The sequence below is a fragment of the Limosilactobacillus agrestimuris genome, assembly GCF_943193105.1.
Classification (GTDB): domain Bacteria; phylum Bacillota; class Bacilli; order Lactobacillales; family Lactobacillaceae; genus Limosilactobacillus; species Limosilactobacillus agrestimuris.
The window spans coordinates 1-16555 of the sequence record NZ_CALPCW010000005.1 but is presented as its reverse complement, the minus strand read 5'-3'; the positions used below and the strand labels follow the sequence as shown (position 1 = coordinate 16555).

The following is a 16555-nucleotide window of genomic DNA, read 5'->3' as shown; positions in this document are numbered from 1 at the left end:
TTACCGACCCTCTTTTTCCTTTAACACTGGCTTAATTCCAAAGACATCGTTAAAGAGCTGTGACTTTTGACTAAATGACCAGCTTTCCAGTACCAAATCATCCGAGCTAGTTGCCTTAACTACTAACCGCCCATTCTTTAGTTTTAATTGAATCCGACTAATCTTTTGCTTCCGAGAATCATCAAGCGAATCAACCAACCGTAAAATTGCTGCTAGCTTAGCAACTGGCAGTTGAATATCATCATCTAAGTGACGGTAATGGGACTGGTTAATGGTTGGGCTTTCAGTACTGTGGTAACGAGCAACTTCAGCGATAATTAAATTATCTTCATCCGATAAACCAATCAGTGGGTTTGCTTCTAGGATATATGCCGAGTGTCGGTAATGTCCCTGTTGGTTAATAAAGTTTCCAATGTCATCAACCTTCGCCGCCACTTCAAGCAATAGCCGGTAATGATTATTTAACCGGTGAATTGGCCGCAATTCATCAAAGAACTGGAGCGCATATTTTTTGACAAACTCTGCATGCTTAGAATCAATTCCGTATCGTTGAGCAATATTATCTGCCGATGTCCGGATCATGTTATTTACAGTAGCCCGTGAAGTGTCATTATTCGTTGCAATCCCGTTTGAAATTCCATCCATGATAGAAAGGTTAGTAACGTATAGGTTTGTCGGGTTAATCAATTCTGACACCCGGGTAATTACTAGGTAAGTAGGAAGAGTGTACTCATTACGGGCAGCCGTCAAATCAATATCGTTATTGTACATGTACCGATCTTGAGGAATTAACAGGTGGTTAAACGTTTCTTGGAACTTCTTCCGGTCAATCTCACCAATTTTTTGGTGCTTTCCAATATACCGTTTACTTAATGATAGCGCGTTTTGCACGATCATTGTCGTCCTCTTATGCTGAGTCAATTCAGGAGCTAAATAGCCGAGTTTACTGCCAATATAATCCTGAATAATCTCTGTCGGGTTAGTCGTTGTCTGGCGTAACTGGTTAACTAGCCGGTGAATCTGTGCTCCGCCAAGATCAATTTCCCATGAGGTTTCAAAATTACCATGGTGGAAGAATGTTAATGTGGAACTATCTAAACCAATACTTAAAATATATAAGTTATGTTTACTTAACTCTCTAAATTTTGGCAATTGATCCACGATATAACTCATCGACTGGGCCATTAGTTGGTTATTATTTAACCATTCAATCTGTAACCCAGTTCGAACTTTTAACTGATCACCAACATAACTAGCGGTAACGCTATCCATATCTTCATAAGCGCCATAGAACTTAACGTTATCAACATGATAATCATTGATTAGTTCCTTAAATCCCTCAATATTATCAGTGATTGCCGCCATATTTTTGCTATAGTTGGCAGTTTTACCGTCTTCACCAATATCAAATAATCCAGAGCGAACATCATTGATCACTTTAAGACTTGGGAGCTCAATAATCCGTAAGAAAATCTGATCCGGTTGTAAGTAGATTACTGCCGTTAACGAACTTTTCATTCTAATCACCCCTCAAAGTTTTTCCATTTTAAGTCTACCATTTATAAAAGAAAAGGGAGTCCTAAAAAGGCCCAGAATGAACTGAAAATCATTCTGGGCCTTTTTGAAAGATTACAATTTATGTTAATCAGCAGTCTTCTCCCACTCAAACTCTGCTGTTGTACAGAGAACATCATTATTTTTAATTCGGTGAAGACTAGTGAGGGGCGTTGGCATAAAGAACTCGCTATCAATATCATGATCAGCACGAACTTCTTGGTGATATTGAATTACAAATGATTTAAGTCGGTGAGTCGTTAAGAATTTCTCGCCAAGTGGATCCAACAGCCAATCAAAATAGCGCGCATTATTGACATGGTGATTCCCATCTAAATCATAGTAACGAACGTGGTATTGCTTACTTGACAGCTCAGCACCTTCAGGGATTTGTTTTGGTCGCCGTCCCCGTAGTACTCGCTTAACCTCTGGCGCCTGGTAAGGAGTGATTAACTTAGGGGGAATTGATTCAATTTTTCGGCTAGTTAAGTTCATGAAAACTAATGAAGATTTTATCCGGGCATATTCTTTTTGACCATCCTGATCGCGAAGCCAATACTCACGAGTTGCAAAGAAGCGGTTATACCCCAACGCACGTGTTCCAAGGATAACAGTATTCCCAATTTTTAGGGACTGAAGATCGAGCTTTCCTTCAAAGCTTGCAATCACCCACGTACCGCCAGTGGCTTGGACAGTTTTTTGATTTAGCCCCAATTCATTACTCTGTTCATCTGCTACCACAGAAAGCATACTCATTACCATACTTAGAATTGGGTGCCCTTGTTCATCACATTCATAATAAGTTAATTGGTGTGGCATTTCATATTCCCGTGCTGACTGTTGTAATTTCATTTTTACTCCTAAATATTATGGTACTGCTTATATAATTCTTGCCGGTTAAGTTTATTTTTCTTTGCAATTAGTTTAATCGCCGCATTAGTAGATAGGCCCTCACTAATTGCCCGATCAATTTGTTCAATTGGGGTCCCAGCTTCATCCTGTTTTTCATCCTCATCAGGATGTGGATTTCCTGCAACCAGGACAACGTATTCCCCTCGTGGTTGGTGATCCGTGTAAAACTCACTTGCCTCAGCTAAACTTCCCCGACTAAACTCCTCATAACGCTTAGTTAGTTCACGTGCTAAGACAACTTGCCGTCCATCCCCCAATACTTCAGCCATTGTTTTCAACGTCTTTTTTAACCTATGAGGGGCTTCATAAAAAATCATGGTTTCGGGACGATTCCGTAACTGCTCTAGTTCTTGAACCTGTTGCTGGTGCTTCCGTTCAAGAAAGCCATAGAAATAGAAGGGTTGTGGGACAAGCCCAGACGCAATTAATGCTGTGAGACCGGCATTAGCACCTGGCAACGGAACGACTGGAATGCCTTCCTTTACCGCTGCAGCAACCAGTTCTTTTCCGGGATCAGAAATCGACGGCATACCGGCGTCACTACATTGGGCAATTGTTATCCCACCCTTCAGCTTCTCAATTAACTCTGGGATCCGTTGTTCAGTATTATGCTCATGAAAACTAATTTCAGGAGTATGAATATCAAAATGATTCAATAATTGCTGGGTATGCCGAGTATCCTCGGCCGCAATCAAGTCAGCATCCTTCAATACCTTAACTGCCCGAAATGTCATATCATCTAAATTACCGATTGGCGTCGGAACAAGGTACAATGTTCCCGCGTCCTGATTCTGAAAACTACTAACCTGCTGCATATTCTTCTCCCTACTTAATTGGTGGTTGTTCATGACCAAAAATTGTGTCTAAACAAAAAGTACATGATTCATTTTGTTCAAGCCGCTTACCAAAATACTCACTACAAACGTGAAAACCTTGTTGGTAAAGCTTCTTTAAATTCTCCCGTGAACCGGAAAGATGATCATCATCATGCTTTGGTTGATGCATCTTCTTTAACATCGTCCGCAGATGATCGTTTTCAATCGAAAGTTCAGCATTAGTTTCCATTAACTCTGTTACCTGGGCCTGGAGTTGTTCCATATTGGCAACTAAATCATGCGTTTGCTTAGTCACCTGAGCGAAACGATCATAAATACTATCTGGATTACTATGTTCACTCATTGCCATTCCTCCTATGCCAAAAGTACTTGAACGATCTTAATTGTTAACTGTTCTGCAATATTTTGAAAGGACATATTTTGATCTAGCAGGTGACGACTAGTCAATGTTTCCTGACTAATTGCCAATAACGCTCTCACCGAATAATTATTTGCAGTAACGGTCAATAGCTCCTGATCCTGCAAAAAGTGCAGATCTTGTTCAGCAGTTATTCCGTTAGCAATTAATAAAGTATCCCGCCAAATCAACGCCATCAGGTCAAGAATCAGCTGTTGCTTTTGCCGATCAGTTGCTAACTTAACAATTTCAGTCTGAACATCAACGAAGCCCAACATATTAGCCTTGCTTGTATGACGATACCACAGTGAGATCGCTGTAATTGCCTGCTTTAACCAATCATCTTTTCGCCACTCCATAACCTCACTTACAGAGTCAGTTAAACCAAGCGCAACTGTTCTTTCAGTCCGGGGAACCTCCTTTTTTGCCAATGCCTTTTCCAGCTCAGCCCGTGACAATGGCTGGAGTTCAATCACCTGGGTTCGAGAACGAATCGTTGGCAAGACGGCACTCTTATTCGTGGTTAGCATCAGGATGTAGATTCCTGGGCCGGGTTCTTCAATGAACTTCAATAAACTATTGGCAGCATTATTCGTCATTTTTTCGGCATCATGAATTATAAAAAGCTTTTTGTTACCTTCAACGGCACTCTTAGTAAATTCATCCTTTAAATGACGAATTTCATCAACTTTAATCTGTCGACCCTCCGGTTTAGCAATCACGACGTCAGGGTGGTTACCGCTTAAGATTCGTTGACATTCTGGACAAGTAAGATCGGGTTCACCATTTTGGAGGTTGAGACAAAAGAGCCGTAACGCCAGCCACTTAGCTAGCTGACTTTTTCCTGACCCGGTTGGACCAACGAAAAGATACGCATGTGCTAACTCGTGGTTCTTGATTACTGTTTGCAACTGCCTAACAATTAAAGGCTGCAAACTTTCTGCCTGCAATTGGTCAGCCACTTATCTTCACCTGCTTAATTAGAACTTATGGAATTGGTCGACTGGCATTACAAAAACAGTTGCTCCACCAACTTGAACGTTAACTGGGAATGCTGAACCTCCTTCAACATCCATGTGCATTTGGGAGGTAACATACTGTTCACGGGATTTAGCATTCTTCTTGATGATGTCAAGAACTTCTTGAACTCGTTCATCTTCGACACCAATTAAGAATGTTGCGTTTCCTTCACGAAGAAACCCACCAGTTGTGGAAAGCTGTGTCATTTGAATATGGTTGCTGGCAAACGCTTTGCGGAGCCGATTACTGTCCTTTGATTGGACAATTGCAATAATCATTTTCATAATAAATCACCTTTCTTTGGATACCGTAAACTTAAAATAAATCATTAAACTTAGCATGAATTGTTTGTTTAACGTCAGCAATTACCTTTACTAACGGTTGACTAGCATCGATTAACTTAATTCTATCTGAATTTTCACGTTGAAGGCGGAGGAAAGATTCACGAACTGTTTTATGAAAACTTAGTTGCTCCTCATCTAGGCGGTTAACTTGATCAGCACGGTGTTCAGCAATTCGACGGAGCCCAATTTCAGATTCAACGTCAAGGTAAATTGTTAAATCAGGTAGGAGCCCATCAATTGCAAACTGGTTAACATCCCAAATTTTCTTTTCCCCAAGATGTCGGCCAGCGCCTTGATAAGCAATTGAACTGTCGACATAACGATCACAGAGGATCACTTTACCATCCTTTAACCCAGGAATAATTTCTGAAACAATATGCTGACGCCGAGCAGCAGCAAATAATAATGCTTCGGTTCGTCCATCCATATCCGTATTCTGGTCATCAAACAGTACTCGACGAATTTGCTCTGAGATATGATTACCACCTGGCTCACGGGTATACATTACTCGTGATTTACCTAACTGCTTTTCTAAATCAGCTTGAATTGCGTTAATTACACTCGTCTTTCCCGCACCATCTGGTCCTTCAAATGAAATAAATTTTCCTGTCATTATCCTCTTCCTAACGATCAACTACGCCCCGGTTCATTTTACCGTGCACCTTAAATTCCCGTGCAATTCGGTAAAGGTACAGGTATTTCTGCTCCTGTAAACGAGTTCGGTAATGTAATTCCGTACTTGCGTTTGCTTCATAAACCGCTCGTTCTGTTTCCTTAGCGTGGTCCCAGCTTGCCTTTGTTTCGTAAATTAAATTTAGCAAGCGTTGGTCACGTTCTTGCTTTACTGCTTCTTTATTTCGATGACGAAAAAGCATTAATTACATCTCCGTTCGTCCTTGAACCGCCTTAAATAAGGTTACTTCGTCTGCGTAATTAATATCAGCACCAACGGAAAGGCCATGAGCTAGCCGGGTTACCTTGATCCCCGCTGGCTTGATAAGTCGTGCTAAGTAACTAGCAGTCAATTCACCATCGGATGATGCATTAGTTGCAATGATAACCTCTTTAGTCTCGTCATCCTTTTTCAGGCGATTCAAAAGACTAGTAATATTGATATCTTCTGGGCCCGTCCCGGCAACAGGAGATATTACCCCATTCAATACGTGGTACAAGCCATGGTATTCGTGCATTCGTTCCATTGCCATAACATCTTGTGACTGTTCGACCACTAAGATTTGTGAACGATCACGAGTCTTATCTCGACAAATCGGACATGGATCATCTTCAGTAATATTGCCGCAAACACTACAACTATGAAGATCACGTTTTGCTGATAGTAATGACTTGGCAAAGTTTGTAACGTCATCATCCTGCATTGTTAGCGTATAAAAAGCTAGCCGGGTAGCTGTCTTTTGACCAATACCCGGTAGTTTTGTATAACTTTCAATTAACTTTGCCAGTGGTTCTGGATACTGCACTCTTACATCCCCAAGCCACGAGTGTACTTACCCAAAGTACTTTGGGTAGCATCATTGACCTTCTTCATCCCGTCATTAACAGCAGCTAGCACAAGATCAGAAAGCATGTCAATATCATCTGGGTCGACTGCTTCTGGCTTAATCTTCAAGTCTACCAACTTGTTATCACCAGTAAAAGTTGCGGTTACCATCCCATCTGGTGCTTGACCAACGAATTGTTGCTTAGCAAGTTCCTCGTGTTCAGCCATCATTTTCTTTTGCATTTCCTTAGCTTGCTTTACCATTTGTTGCATATTCATACCATTCATCATAATTTATCATTCCTCTTTTTAATTATTTTCTACTTTAACAATATCACTACCGAATAATTTTTGAGCAGTCACTACCAGATCTTTTTGAGTTTCCGATTGTGGCTCTTGACTTGGTGCCTGCTCAGCCGGTGCATCCTCTTGTACCGGTGAATTAGCATTGGCCGGAGCAGATTGCTGCTTGTTATCCGGATGTGCCGTCTGGGCGCCCTTTCCTAGGCCATGACTCTGGATGTATTCTTGGCGAATCCGTGGCCACTGGTCCTTTGGCACAAAGACAACTTTTCGTTCATCACCGCTTAACCTTTGCAGTCCCTCTTCCATTGCCTTTATTAAGGCGTCATCATCAGTTGCTTGTTGGAAAAGGAAGGCATAGTCAAACGCCACTATAATCCCATCTGGACTAGCAGCTACCGGTTGGGAAACATGGAGTAACGACCGCTGCGGGACGCTCAACATGTTTAACATATCTCCCCAGAGATCTTTTATCTTAATAAGATCCTGACGGGTAGCGGCACCAAGAACTGGGTAAACTTGGTGTAAGTTTACCTGGATCTTTCGTGACTTGACACGTGGCTGTTCCTTAACAGGTTGAGGACTCTTCTGTACTGACCTGTTAACTACTCCACCATCTTCACGAAGCTTCTTAACGGTTTGCTGAAGTGCTTGGACCTGGGCCTGAAGTTTATCAACTTCTGCCTGATTTGCACTACTTGTTTGTACCTGTGGCGCTTCATTAGTTGGCTTTTGCTCAAGGACAGGTTGCGATAGCTTAACTGTCAGCACTTCCAAATAAACATCTGGATGGGTTGTAAACCGCATTTCCATTTGAATATTATTTAAGTCATCAATCATCCGGTAAAGGGTTGTTGAGGAAGCAGCCTTACTTAATTCCGCAAAATCCTCATCCTTTAGTCCCGTACTCTCAACATTTATTAATTTTGGTGATTCTTGGTACAACAGGATATCCCGAATAAACGAAATTAAATCTTCAATAAAACGCTGACCATCTTTCCCCTCACTAAGGATCTCCTTCATCGTTTCGAGCGCTGGAGCACTTTGGTTCTGACAAACTTCTAGAAAATACTTCTTCAAAAGTTGCTTAGTAACGCTTCCTGTTACTAATAGGGCATCATCAAGTTTAACCTGGTTATCACTAAAGGAAAGCACTTGATCAAGGATACTCAAGGCATCCCGCATTCCACCCTCAGCGGCGTTTGCAATTACCCATAATGCTTTCTCGTCATACTCAACTTTTTTCTGGTCAAGAATATACTTCATCCGTTCAAACGAATCGGTCGCAGAAATCCGGCGAAAATCAAATCGTTGAACCCGTGAAATAATCGTCAGTGGAATCTTATGTGGCTCCGTTGTTGCCAAAATAAAGATCACGTTAGCAGGTGGCTCTTCCAACGTCTTAAGTAGGGCATTAAAGGCTCCAGTTGAAAGCATATGAACTTCATCAATAATATAAACCTTATAGTCTGCCTGTGTTGGTGCATACTTTGCTTTATCACGAATATCACGAATTTCCTCTACACCATTATTTGATGCAGCATCAATTTCAATGACATCGTTTAACTGACCATTTGTGATTGCTTTGCAGGTGTCACACTCATTGCATGGCTCACCATCTTGAGAGTGATGACAATTAACTGCCTTAGCAAATATTTTAGCCGCAGAAGTCTTCCCAGTACCCCGTGGCCCAGCGAAGAGGTAGGCATGACTAATTTGGTGAGTAATAATGGCGTTTTTTAGCGTTCGCGTTACGACTTGTTGACCAACCATGTCATCAAAGCATTGTGGACGCCATACACGGTATAATGCCTGGTAACTCATTAATCAGCTTCCTTTCCGTAATTTTAATGCTTCTTAATATTATACTAGCTTTTAACGAAAGAAAAATCATTTAAGTTAATTTAATTCAAATTAAAATTTCTCCCTAAAAGAATTAAAGAGGCCAGGGAAGTAAATCCCTGACCTCATAATTAATTATCAAAAAAACTTAGAGCACAAGATACATCAAACTTAGTGCTGCTTCCTTCCGGACCTGACACGGTTCGTAAGCATACCCTTGCTCTAAGGCCTTACGGCAAATAATATAATACAACACTTACCTAAGAATTACCAGCCTTTTTCCTTTTGCGGGCTAATTTTCGTTTTTTCCTAACTGCCCGGAAAAAATCCTTGAGCATTTGACTGCATTGTTCACCAAGAACACCTGAAGTTACGTAAACCTGGTGATTTAACCGGTCATCATTAAGTAAATGATACAAACTATCAACGGTCCCTGCCTTCGGATCGGATGCCCCATAAAAGACATTGCGAATACGGGAATTAACAATTGCACCGCTACACATCATACATGGCTCAAGGGTAACATAAAGATCGCAATCTTCAAGTCGCCAACTATGAAGGTAGGAGCATGCCTCCATAATCGCTAACATCTCAGCATGGTACGTAACATCCTGAAATTTCTCACGCATATTATGACCACGTCCAATTATTTTTCCCTGATAAGTTACTACCGCACCAATAGGGACCTCATCTAGCAGTTCTGCTTTTTTTGCTTCAGCAATCGCTGCCCGCATGAACTTCACTTGTTCTTCTTGGGGAATTGCTACTCTTTCCCTCATTAAAATTCTCCTTTTAACTTCGTAAATTCATTTTTTCAGTGTATAATAATCAAGTTGTTGTTCAATCTATCATTTATCATAAAATAAATCAAAAAGTTTCACGTACCTTATCGCCTATCTTCTGTGCTATATATTGTGTTTCACCTTTTACTGTCACACAATATATGGCACTTTTTCATTGATTTTTTACAAAATATCGCTATACTAGAGAACATCAAATAAGACGAGTGAGGGGATCAAAATGGTTACTTTGTTTTCCAAAAATAACTGCATCCAATGCAAGATGACAAAGAAGTTCTTAAAGGCTCACAATATTAATTTCGTTGAACACAATATTGACGAACAACCTGAATTCATTAAAAGCTTGAAGTCAGAAGGCTTTATGGCAACCCCAGTTGTTAAATTACCAAACGGGAATGCCTTTTCCGGCTTTCGCCCTGATGAATTAAATAAGTTAACTCAAGCTATTTAAAGGATCTAATCGCATGACTATTCAGGTTTCATTAATCTTGTTGAAATTTGAATAACTTTTAGAGTGGTTAGTGATAGAAATTATTTTTATCGCAACCACTTTTTTTATTCGCTATTTTTATAAACCTAAGAGAAAGTGAGAAGTAAACATGGCACTGTCCGATATTGATTTAACACAGGTTAAGTACTACGACCTCAATAATGAAGTAAATATCCCAAAGAATGGCAAAATCCAATTAGATAAGGATCAAGCCGCTCTGGAAGACTTTATTGAAAATAACGTCAAGCCAAATACCAAGCAATTCTCTTCCGTCACTGAGCACTACAAGTGGCTAGAAGAAAATGACTATATTGAAGATGGTTTTATGGATAAGTATAGTAATGCTTTCATTGAAAAACTGTACGACTATTTAAAAAAGCAAAACTTTCATTTTCATTCATTTATGGCAGCTTACAAATTCTACGCCCAGTACGCATTGCGGACTGATGATAAAGAATACTACCTGGAAAACTATATCGACCGGGTTGCGATGAATGCTCTTTATTTAGCAAATGGTGATGAAGAATTGGCAATGATCTTAGCTGACGAAATCATTCACCAGCGTTACCAACCAGCTACACCGACTTTCTTAAATGTTGGCCGGAAGCGCCGGGGAGAATTCGTTTCCTGCTTTGCAATCCAACCAACTGATAACATGAATACAATTGGCCGGACCATCAACTCAGCCCTCCAGCTTTCTAAAATTGGGGGTGGTGTTGGGATTAACCTTAGTAATCTCCGTGAGGCTGGTGCACCAATTAAGAAGATCGAACATGCCGCTAGTGGTGTTGTACCGGTAATGAAACTCCTTGAAGACAGTTTTTCTTACTCCAACCAGTTGGGTCAACGGCAGGGTGCCGGTGTTGTTTACCTTAGTGTCTTTCACCCCGACATCATTGAATTCTTAGGTGCCAAGAAGGAAAATGCCGATGAAAAAATCCGTCTAAAGACTCTCTCTCTCGGGGTTACCGTTCCCGATAAGTTCTATGAATTAGTTGAAAAAGATGAGGACATGTACCTTTTCAGTCCCTATGACGTTGAACGAGTTTACGGTAAACCATTCTCATATATTGATATTACTAAAGAATACGACAATATGGTCGCTAACGATGAGATCCACAAGAAAAAGCTCAATGCTCGTGATCTTGAGGATGAAATTAGTAAACTTCAACAAGAATCCGGTTACCCTTACATCATTAATATCGATACCGTTAACCGGGATAACCCGATTGATGGAAAGATCGTGATGAGTAATCTATGTTCAGAGATTGCCCAAGTTCAAACACCATCTGTTGTTGCGGATGACCAAAGCTACAAAACTCTGGGTACCGATATCAGTTGTAACCTTGGTTCAACCAATATTGCAAACATGATGAATACGCCAGATTTTGGTCGTTCAATTCGAGCAATCGTTCGGGGACTCACTAGGATCAGTGATGTAGAAAGTCTCGACGTTGTTCCTTCAATTAAGAAGGGAAATGATCTTAGTCACTCAATCGGTCTAGGTGCAATGGGCCTTCACGGTTACCTGGCCAAAAATCACATTCAATATGGTAGTCCTGTCGCCGTAGAATTCACTAGTGTTTACTTTATGCTGCTCAATTACTGGTCATTAGTTGCTTCTAATGAAATTGCTAAAGAACGTCAGGAAACGTTCCATAACTTTGAAAAGAGTGCCTATGCCGACGGTTCTTACTTTGACAAGTACGTAACTAAAGATTGGGAACCACAGTCTGATCTGGTTAAAAAGCTCTTTGCTAATATCCACATTCCAACAATTGATGACTGGAAGCAACTAAAGGAAGACGTGATGAGAGACGGGCTTTATAATGAATACCGGCTTGCGGTTGCGCCAAATGGTTCAACTTCCTACATTAATGATTCGACAGCTAGCCTTACCCCAATCATTAATCGGGTTGAGGAACGGCAAGAAAAGATGATCGGGAAAATTTACTACCCAGCACCATACCTCTCCAATGATACAATGCCTTACTACCGTTCTGCTTACGATATGGACATGCGGACTGTAATTGATACCTATGCAGCTGCACAACAACACGTCGATCAATCCCTTTCTTTGACCCTCTTTGTTCGGTCAACAATGCCAGAAGGCCTTTATGAATGGAAGAATGGGCGGACAAATAAGATGACTACTCGTGATCTCAATATTTTACGTCACTACGCTTACAAGAAGGGGATCAAGTCAATTTACTACGTCCGGACATTTACCGACGACAATGATGAAATTGGTGCAAACCAATGTGAAAGCTGTGTTATCTAACCGGGGATTAAATTGATTTTCGGCTTAATGATTGCTAAACTTACTTTTATATGAATTTAAAAAATTCACGTCTTAAATAATTGTTTTGATTGTGAATAAGGAGCCTAATAAATGAAGCTTGAAGAATACAAACCTTTGACAGAATATAAAGCGATTAATTGGAATGAAGTTTCCGATATGATCGATAAAGCAACCTGGGAAAAGCTTACAGAGCAATTCTGGCTTGATACGCGGATCCCAGTTTCTAATGACTTAGATGATTGGCGCGAACTCGATACCGATCATAAATGGACAGTTGGTCACGTTTTTGGTGGGTTAACTCTTCTCGATACTGTTCAGTCCGAAGCTGGATTAACTGCCCTTAAGCAGGACGTAAAAACGCAACATGAAACTGCTGTTCTCAACAACATTCAATTTATGGAATCAGTCCATGCCAAGAGTTACTCTACGATTTTCTCAACGTTAAATACTCCTGAAGAAATTAACGAAATCTTTGACTGGTCCGATTCAGAAGAATTCTTGCAAAATAAAGCCGTACAGATCGCAAATATTTATCGTGATCCAGAAGAAGATCCGCTGAAGAAAAAAGTTGCTAACGTTTTCCTTGAAACCTTCCTCTTCTATTCCGGCTTCTACACTCCTCTTTATTACTTAGGGCACAACAAGTTAAATAATGTTGCTGAAATTATTAAGTTAATTCTCCGGGATGAATCCGTTCACGGAACTTATATTGGTTACAAGTTCCAAGTGGGAATGCATGACCGAACTGAAAAACAACAACAAGACATGAAGGACTGGATGTACAACTTCTTGTACAAACTGTACAATAACGAAGAAAAGTACACCCACCTCCTTTACGATCAAGTTGGCTGGACAGAAGACGTTCTTACCTTTATTCGGTACAATGCTAATAAGGCATTAATGAACCTTGGTCAAGATCCCCTCTTCCCTGATACCGCATCCGATGTTAACCCGGTTGTAATGAACGGGATTTCAACATCAACTACTAACCATGACTTCTTTAGTCAGGTTGGTAATGGCTACCGTCTCGGTGAAGTTGAAGCAATGAATGACGATGACTACAACGTTGCTGATCCAAATGCTTCAAAAGATAAAAATGATAAAGAGTAATTAAAACTAAATCTCTTAAATGCAGCAAGATGTTCACATATTGTGATTATCTTGCCGCTTTTTTTTATTTGCAAATGCTCAATTAGAAACATGCAAGATAGTTATACACCTATTGATCACTTTATAAATCTGTGAACTAAATCTCAAATAGACGATTTATGTTGTTTTTTTAAGTTGGACTAGTCCAAAAATAATACCAATATTTTTCTCACTGTTTTGATTGCCATTCCAACAATATTGAAAGCGCTAGCAATTTCATCTACCATTGTTCATCTAATCACATAGCTGTTTACATTCGCAAAAAATATAGTATATTTATTTATGTTCAATGCTTAACAAAAACAAATAATAAAAATTAAAGGAGCTCATTCTCATGGCTAAAGATAAGAAAAATCTTGAAACAACAACAACCGTTGATAAAGAACAAGAAGCTCAAACAATGATTAACGACTTAGTAGAACGTAGTCAAAAAGCTTTTGATAAGCTACGTTACTTTAACCAAGAACAAGTTGATAAGATCTGTCAAGCAATGGCATTGGCAGCAGAAGAACACCACATGGATCTCGCAGTTGACGCTGCTAACGAAACAGGCCGTGGTGTTGCTGAAGATAAGGCAATTAAAAACATCTACGCTAGTGAATACATTTGGAACAATATTCGTCACGACAAGACTGTCGGAATTATCAAAGATGATGACGAAGACCAAACAATCACGATTGCGGATCCACTAGGAATTATTGCCGGTGTTGTTCCGGTTACTAACCCAACTTCAACCACAATCTTCAAGTCAATCATTTCCGCCAAGACCCGGAACACCATCATCTTCTCCTTCCACCCACAAGCCTTAAAGTCATCCATTAAGACTGCTAAGATTCTCCAAGAAGCTGCAGAAAAGGCTGGCGCTCCAAAGAACATGATCCAATGGATCCCACAATGTAGTCTTGAAGCAACTAATGCTTTGCTCCGCCACCCTAACATCGCAACCATTTTGGCAACCGGTGGTCCAGCATTAGTTAAGGCTGCCTACAGTTCTGGTAACCCTGCTTTGGGTGTTGGTCCTGGTAACGGTCCTGCTTACATTGAAAAAACTGCTAATATTGCTCGTTCCGTTTATGACATCGTTCTTTCAAAGACCTTTGATAACGGTATGATTTGTGCTACTGAAAACTCAGTCGTAGTTGACGATGAAATTTACGACCAAGTAAAGGAAGAATTCAAGAAGTGGAATTGCTACTTTGTTAAGCCTAATGAATTGGATACCTTTACTGAAGGCTTTATTGACACTAAACGGCACCAAGTTCGTGGCCCAATTGCTGGTCGTTCAGCTAACGCAATTGCTGAAATGTGTGGCTTAAAGGATGTTCCTGAACACACCAAGGTATTGATTGCTGAATATGAAGGTGTCGGTGATGATTACCCACTATCAGCTGAAAAGCTTTCACCTGTACTTACTATGTACCGGGCAACTTCACACGAAAATGCCTTTGATATTTGTCGTCAATTGCTTCACTACGGTGGTGAGGGTCACACAGCTGCTATTCATACTCTCGACGACGATCTAGCTACTAAGTACGGCCTTGAAATGCGTGCTTCCCGGATTATCGTTAACTCACCATCTGGTATCGGTGGAATTGGTAACATTTACAACAACATGACACCATCCTTAACCCTTGGAACTGGTTCGTACGGTGGTAACTCCGTATCACACAACGTTACTGACTGGGATCTCTTAAACATCAAGGTTATCGCAAAACGTCGTGAGAACCGTCAATGGGTTAAGATTCCCCCAAAAGTATACTTTCAACGCAACTCACTAAAAGAATTGCGCGATATTCCTAACATCGATCGTGCTTTTATCGTTACTGGTCCTGGAATGAGTAAGCGTGGTTATGTTCAACGAGTAATTGACGAATTGCGTCTTCGTCAAAATGATACTGCCTTCTTGGTATTCGATGACGTTGAAGAAGATCCATCCACTAACACCGTTGAAAAAGGTGTCGCAATGATGAACGACTTTAAGCCTGATACAATCATTGCCCTCGGTGGTGGTTCACCAATGGACGCCGCTAAAGCTATGTGGATGTTCTATGAACACCCAGAAACTTCCTGGTATGGTGTTATGCAAAAGTACCTTGATATCCGTAAGCGTGCATACCAAATCAAGAAGCCTACTAAGTCACAATTAATTGGGATTCCTACTACTTCAGGGACTGGTTCAGAAGTTACCCCGTTTGCCGTAATTACTGACTCCAAGACCCATGTTAAGTACCCACTTGCAGACTACGCATTGACTCCAAACATTGCGATCGTCGACTCCCAATTTGTTGAGACTGTTCCTCCCAAAACCACTGCTTACACGGGTTTGGACGTACTTTGTCACGCTACTGAATCATATGTTTCAGTAATGGCAACTGATTACACTCGTGGTTGGTCACTTCAAACCATCAAAGGGGTTATGGAATACCTTCCAAACTCTGTAAAGGGTGACAAACTTGCACGGCGGAAGATGCACGACTTCTCTACAATGGCCGGAATGGCATTTGGTCAAGCATTCTTAGGAATTAACCACTCCCTTGCTCACAAGATGGGTGGTGCGTTCGGTCTTCCTCACGGATTACTGATTGCGATTGCCCTTCCACAAGTTATCCGCTTCAACGCTAAACGACCACAAAAGCTTGCCCTCTGGCCTCACTACGAAACTTACCATGCAACTAAAGATTATGCTGATATTGCTCGCTTCATCGGTCTTCAAGGTAACTCTGATGAAGAATTAGCTGAAGCATATGCCAAGAAAGTAATTGAACTTGCTCACAAGTGTGGTGTTAAGTTAAGTCTTAAGGACAACGGTGTTAGCCGGGAAGACTTTGATAAAGTTGTTGATAAGCTTGCAGTTCTTGCCTACGAAGACCAATGTACAACTACTAACCCAGTTGAACCACTCGTTAGCCAACTTAAGGAACTCCTTGAACGTTGCTACGAAGGTATTGGTGTAGAAAACGACTAATCAACTGATTAATCGAGTAGGAGGTAATTGATTAGTTCAATTACCGACCTCTCACACTACCGTACATACGGTTCCGTATACGGCGGTTCGACAATTTAATCACTTTTGAATTGACTGGAGCGTCTTGGACATATTTATTAGTC

Annotated in this window: 16 protein-coding genes and 1 other RNA gene; 4 read left to right on the top strand and 13 right to left on the bottom strand. The window is 40.7% G+C overall.

What is annotated here, in order from left to right; genetic code table 11:
• The 13 genes from NFR46_RS04660 to tadA all read right to left on the bottom strand — a co-directional run bounded on the left by NFR46_RS04660 (position 1) and on the right by tadA (position 9485).
• Positions 1–1518 carry an exopolyphosphatase gene (locus tag NFR46_RS04660; RefSeq protein WP_251575126.1) on the bottom strand — a complete coding sequence of 506 codons (1518 nt, stop codon included), beginning with the start codon at positions 1516–1518 and terminating at the stop codon, positions 1–3.
• A 123-nt stretch (positions 1519–1641) separates the two neighbouring features.
• Positions 1642–2406, bottom strand: a complete 765-nt coding sequence (locus tag NFR46_RS04655; protein ID WP_251575125.1) for an acyl-[acyl-carrier-protein] thioesterase — start codon at positions 2404–2406, stop codon at positions 1642–1644.
• Between the two features lie 8 nt (positions 2407–2414).
• Entirely contained in the window at positions 2415–3281 is an 867-nt protein-coding gene (rsmI, locus tag NFR46_RS04650; RefSeq protein ID WP_251575261.1) for a 16S rRNA (cytidine(1402)-2'-O)-methyltransferase, read from the bottom strand.
• A gap of 10 nt (positions 3282–3291) precedes the next feature.
• On the bottom strand, positions 3292–3645 hold the full coding sequence (locus NFR46_RS04645) for a DNA replication initiation control protein YabA (RefSeq protein WP_251575123.1): 354 nt from the start codon (positions 3643–3645) through the stop codon (positions 3292–3294).
• A gap of 11 nt (positions 3646–3656) precedes the next feature.
• On the bottom strand, positions 3657–4661 hold the full coding sequence (gene holB / locus NFR46_RS04640) for a DNA polymerase III subunit delta' (RefSeq protein WP_251575120.1): 1005 nt from the start codon (positions 4659–4661) through the stop codon (positions 3657–3659).
• Positions 4662–4679: 18 nt separating this feature from the next.
• Complete coding sequence (locus NFR46_RS04635; RefSeq protein ID WP_191685016.1) at positions 4680–5003, bottom strand: cyclic-di-AMP receptor; 324 nt, start codon at positions 5001–5003, stop codon at positions 4680–4682.
• A 31-nt stretch (positions 5004–5034) separates the two neighbouring features.
• Positions 5035–5676, bottom strand: coding sequence for a dTMP kinase (gene tmk, locus NFR46_RS04630; protein ID WP_251575117.1), 642 nt, complete (start codon positions 5674–5676; stop codon positions 5035–5037).
• Positions 5677–5686: 10 nt separating this feature from the next.
• Positions 5687–5938, bottom strand: coding sequence for a YaaL family protein (locus tag NFR46_RS04625; protein WP_251575115.1), 252 nt, complete (start codon positions 5936–5938; stop codon positions 5687–5689).
• Positions 5939–5941: 3 nt separating this feature from the next.
• Positions 5942–6541: a recombination mediator RecR gene (gene recR, locus NFR46_RS04620; RefSeq protein WP_251575113.1), complete on the bottom strand. Its 600-nt coding sequence runs from the start codon at positions 6539–6541 to the stop codon at positions 5942–5944.
• A gap of 2 nt (positions 6542–6543) precedes the next feature.
• Positions 6544–6852: a YbaB/EbfC family nucleoid-associated protein gene (locus NFR46_RS04615; RefSeq protein WP_191685012.1), complete on the bottom strand. Its 309-nt coding sequence runs from the start codon at positions 6850–6852 to the stop codon at positions 6544–6546.
• 18 nt (positions 6853–6870) lie between these two features.
• Positions 6871–8688 (bottom strand): DNA polymerase III subunit gamma/tau, encoded by a 1818-nt coding sequence (dnaX, locus tag NFR46_RS04610; RefSeq protein WP_251575111.1) that lies wholly within the window; start codon positions 8686–8688, stop codon positions 6871–6873.
• A gap of 155 nt (positions 8689–8843) precedes the next feature.
• Positions 8844–8941, bottom strand: an RNA gene (gene ffs / locus NFR46_RS04605) — signal recognition particle sRNA small type.
• Positions 8942–8966: 25 nt separating this feature from the next.
• A complete protein-coding gene (gene tadA / locus NFR46_RS04600; protein WP_251575108.1) occupies positions 8967–9485 on the bottom strand; it encodes a tRNA adenosine(34) deaminase TadA in 519 nt (172 codons plus the stop codon).
• A gap of 241 nt (positions 9486–9726) precedes the next feature.
• Between tadA and nrdH the strand changes: the two genes are divergently transcribed.
• From nrdH to adhE, 4 genes are all read left to right on the top strand, one after another.
• Positions 9727–9957, top strand: a complete 231-nt coding sequence (gene nrdH / locus NFR46_RS04595) for a glutaredoxin-like protein NrdH (RefSeq protein ID WP_191685009.1) — start codon at positions 9727–9729, stop codon at positions 9955–9957.
• 148 nt (positions 9958–10105) lie between these two features.
• On the top strand, positions 10106–12277 hold the full coding sequence (gene nrdE, locus NFR46_RS04590; RefSeq protein ID WP_251575104.1) for a class 1b ribonucleoside-diphosphate reductase subunit alpha: 2172 nt from the start codon (positions 10106–10108) through the stop codon (positions 12275–12277).
• A 111-nt stretch (positions 12278–12388) separates the two neighbouring features.
• Positions 12389–13408: a class 1b ribonucleoside-diphosphate reductase subunit beta gene (gene nrdF / locus NFR46_RS04585; protein ID WP_251575100.1), complete on the top strand. Its 1020-nt coding sequence runs from the start codon at positions 12389–12391 to the stop codon at positions 13406–13408.
• Positions 13409–13781: 373 nt separating this feature from the next.
• Positions 13782–16412, top strand: coding sequence for a bifunctional acetaldehyde-CoA/alcohol dehydrogenase (adhE, locus tag NFR46_RS04580; RefSeq protein ID WP_251575093.1), 2631 nt, complete (start codon positions 13782–13784; stop codon positions 16410–16412).
• Positions 16413–16555: the final 143 nt, after the last annotated feature.

Excerpts from the sequence above, each read along its gene's own strand:
- NFR46_RS04625 (WP_251575115.1), bottom strand. The coding sequence starts at position 5,938 with ATGCTTTTTCGTCATCGAAATAAAGAAGCAGTAAAGCAAGAACGTGAC.
- NFR46_RS04655 (WP_251575125.1), bottom strand. The coding sequence starts at position 2,406 with ATGAAATTACAACAGTCAGCACGGGAATATGAAATGCCACACCAATTA.
- dnaX (WP_251575111.1), bottom strand. The coding sequence starts at position 8,688 with ATGAGTTACCAGGCATTATACCGTGTATGGCGTCCACAATGCTTTGAT.
- tadA (WP_251575108.1), bottom strand. The coding sequence starts at position 9,485 with ATGAGGGAAAGAGTAGCAATTCCCCAAGAAGAACAAGTGAAGTTCATG.
- nrdE (WP_251575104.1), top strand. The coding sequence starts at position 10,106 with ATGGCACTGTCCGATATTGATTTAACACAGGTTAAGTACTACGACCTC.
- NFR46_RS04660 (WP_251575126.1), bottom strand. The coding sequence starts at position 1,518 with ATGAAAAGTTCGTTAACGGCAGTAATCTACTTACAACCGGATCAGATT.
- NFR46_RS04615 (WP_191685012.1), bottom strand. The coding sequence starts at position 6,852 with ATGATGAATGGTATGAATATGCAACAAATGGTAAAGCAAGCTAAGGAA.
- adhE (WP_251575093.1), top strand. The coding sequence starts at position 13,782 with ATGGCTAAAGATAAGAAAAATCTTGAAACAACAACAACCGTTGATAAA.
- tmk (WP_251575117.1), bottom strand. The coding sequence starts at position 5,676 with ATGACAGGAAAATTTATTTCATTTGAAGGACCAGATGGTGCGGGAAAG.
- nrdH (WP_191685009.1), top strand. The coding sequence starts at position 9,727 with ATGGTTACTTTGTTTTCCAAAAATAACTGCATCCAATGCAAGATGACA.
- NFR46_RS04645 (WP_251575123.1), bottom strand. The coding sequence starts at position 3,645 with ATGAGTGAACATAGTAATCCAGATAGTATTTATGATCGTTTCGCTCAG.
- nrdF (WP_251575100.1), top strand. The coding sequence starts at position 12,389 with ATGAAGCTTGAAGAATACAAACCTTTGACAGAATATAAAGCGATTAAT.
- NFR46_RS04635 (WP_191685016.1), bottom strand. The coding sequence starts at position 5,003 with ATGAAAATGATTATTGCAATTGTCCAATCAAAGGACAGTAATCGGCTC.
- rsmI (WP_251575261.1), bottom strand. The coding sequence starts at position 3,281 with ATGCAGCAGGTTAGTAGTTTTCAGAATCAGGACGCGGGAACATTGTAC.